The following is a 2,528-nucleotide window of genomic DNA, read 5'->3' on the forward strand; positions in this document are numbered from 1 at the left end:
ACGGGGCGGGAGATACACTCCCACAGTCTGTATCCGGTAACGGATCAGAAGCGCGTCAGTCAGCCCCTCCACCCCGACAGGTTTTTCTCTGTATCACCTGCGGAATCGACCATACAAGCCGCGTCCTGGCGCAGCCAGACACGGCGAATGAGCCTGGCGTCAAGCACGAAGCCGCCGTCCAGTCCCATCGACCGGTGTGGCTACGCCACGACCAAGCTCCCACAAGAACCTGGGCCAGACACGGCGAAAGGTGCAAGCACCCAACGGCAGCAAGGGAGGGTTCCCGTTGGCTGCGAATCACAATCGCATGAGGAATTACGCAGGCTCGGTTTCTGCCAGGGCCGATTCGACGCGTTGGCGGTAGGACCGGCTTACCGGTACGTTGTCCCCGGTCGAGAGCAGCACGGCGGCGGTCTGGCCGGACTTCGTCAAACGCACGACGGCGTCGCGCGCCACCCAATGCGAGCGGTGTACCTGCATGCCGGCCTGATCTGACAGCTCGCGCACGATATCGGAGAAACGCGCGAGCACCAGGCGGCTCTCGAGGTCGGTGGTGAGGCGCACGTAGTGTTCCTGTGCTTCAACCCAGACGATGGAGCCGTCCAGCGGCGGGTCGAGTGCACCCAGCAGGGTCTTGACGTGCGCCGGCGTCGGGACGGCGAGCGGCTCCTCTGGCCAGATCGCCGGTATCAGGCGCGGCAGCGACAGCAACAGGCACAGGGCGATGTGGTTGTCGGCGAGGTACAGCGCTTCCCAGAGCAACGCGCCAACACCTGGCGACGGTGAGGTCACCCCGGCGGCCATGCCCAGCTCGGGTTCGCCGAGCACGATATCGAGTGCCGTGATCGCGAGCACGAAGGGCAGGTGACTGGCGGCGATCGCACTCGCTGTGAGCGCCCCCACGCCGGCGGAGGGCCAGTAGGTGGCGAGGACGGCGCGGGCAGCGAAGAAGAGTGCGCAGCCGATGCCGACGCGCGCCATCGCATAAACGTACACGAAAAACACCCCGTGCTGCTGCAGCATCACCTGATCGTGTGAGGCAATCAGAAGCACACACAGACCTGCAATCAGGGCCATGTGCCGCTCTTCTGGGACGCTCATTCAAGAATTCACTCGTGCTTCTTGAAATGCAGAGTGCCATTTTCCAATTGAATTTCAAAGTCTTTTGAGCCTTAGGATAAACGCACCAATGCCATTCGCGAACCCATGGGCAGTGCCACTTGTGCACGATTGTGGTGCGAAAAATACTTGAGGTGCTCTGGGGGACGCTGAGGCCGCTTGGATGAATCGTGCAATTGCAGCGGCAGTGCTGGTGCTGCCGACTATGGTTTTCGTATCGGGTGCGGCCTACGACGCCTCCAAGAGGTTCCTTTTGATGACCCTGGGCAGCGACAGAACCAACAGCGCCGTCGGGCAATGCACGGTGACGCAGCCGGCGTTCGGAGACGTCCGGTGGCACTGATCGGTTCGGGGTGCCCCATACTGCCGCGACTGCCGATCACGGCGCGTGCGGCCACGCGGTCGGTCGCGCAGCCCGCAGCCCGGCCCGAGTTTGACGGCCTGAATGCAGCGGTCGGAGAAGCAGACGATGCCATCGTCACCGACCCGCTGGACATACCGGCGCCGGCCACGCTGGCGTTGGTGACGGTACGCTAGCCCCCGCGTCTGCACGGCGGCGCCTCGATGGTCTTGGCGGTCGGGCGGAACCTTCTTCGCATCCCGTTGTCGGTGTTCACCACACGCACGTCCGCACCTGGGAGCCAAACGATGGCCAAATCCAAGCGCAAGTCACCCGGACGCAGCAGAGCGACGGCGTCGTCCGCACTCGGTGGCGGTATCTCGCGGCGCAAGCTGCTTGGCGGCGGGGTGGCGCTGGTGGCCGGCGGGCTCGGCGCGGCTGGCTTGCACGCCTACGACACCAACCAGCGCACGTTGCACGACCTGAGCGTGGTTGGTAACGGTGTGCCGGCGATCGTCCAGGTGCACGACCCGGGTTGCCGTCTCTGCCGCAGGCTCAAGGCGGCAACCACCGAGGCACTTGAAGCCTACGACGGCATCAACTACCGGCTCGCCGATGTCACGCGTCCCGAGGGCAAGGCGGTTCAGGACCGTTTCAACGTACCGCACGTAACACTGCTGTACTTCAACGGCCGCGGCGAAATGATTCACTCGACCAACGGTACCCTGCCGGCAGACCGCATTGCCGAAGACATCGAGGTGATGTTCAACAAATAGGGCGTTGCCCAGGCGGATTTTTCGCTCGGTGTGGCTGCGCCACGTCCAAGCTCCCACAATATCCCGGGCCAGCCGTGGGAGCCGTGTCCTGGCGCAGCCAGACACGGCGAATGAGCCTGGCGTCAAACACGAAGCCGCCGTCCATTCCAATCGCTCGGTGTGGCTACGCCACGACCAAGCTCCCACAGGCTCAGATGCCAACTGTGGGAGCCGCGTCCTGGCGAAGCCAGACACGGCGAACGAGCCTGGTGTCAAACGCGAAGCTGCCGTCCATTCCCATCGCTCGGTGTGGC

Annotated in this window: 3 protein-coding genes; 2 read left to right on the forward strand and 1 reads right to left on the reverse strand. The window is 64.0% G+C overall.

The window, feature by feature from the left end:
* Positions 1-315: 315 nt before the first annotated feature.
* Positions 316-1,101 (reverse strand): LytTR family DNA-binding domain-containing protein, encoded by a 786-nt coding sequence (locus tag AAGA11_23030; protein MEM9605746.1) that lies wholly within the window; start codon positions 1,099-1,101, stop codon positions 316-318.
* 351 nt (positions 1,102-1,452) lie between these two features.
* Between AAGA11_23030 and AAGA11_23035 the strand changes: the two genes are divergently transcribed.
* Positions 1,453-1,656 carry a hypothetical protein gene (locus AAGA11_23035; protein ID MEM9605747.1) on the forward strand — a complete coding sequence of 68 codons (204 nt, stop codon included), beginning with the start codon at positions 1,453-1,455 and terminating at the stop codon, positions 1,654-1,656.
* Between the two features lie 111 nt (positions 1,657-1,767).
* Positions 1,768-2,235, forward strand: coding sequence for a hypothetical protein (locus AAGA11_23040; protein ID MEM9605748.1), 468 nt, complete (start codon positions 1,768-1,770; stop codon positions 2,233-2,235).
* Positions 2,236-2,528: the final 293 nt, after the last annotated feature.

The organism is Pseudomonadota bacterium (genome assembly GCA_039196715.1).
Lineage (GTDB): Bacteria > Pseudomonadota > Gammaproteobacteria > CALCKW01 > CALCKW01 > CALCKW01.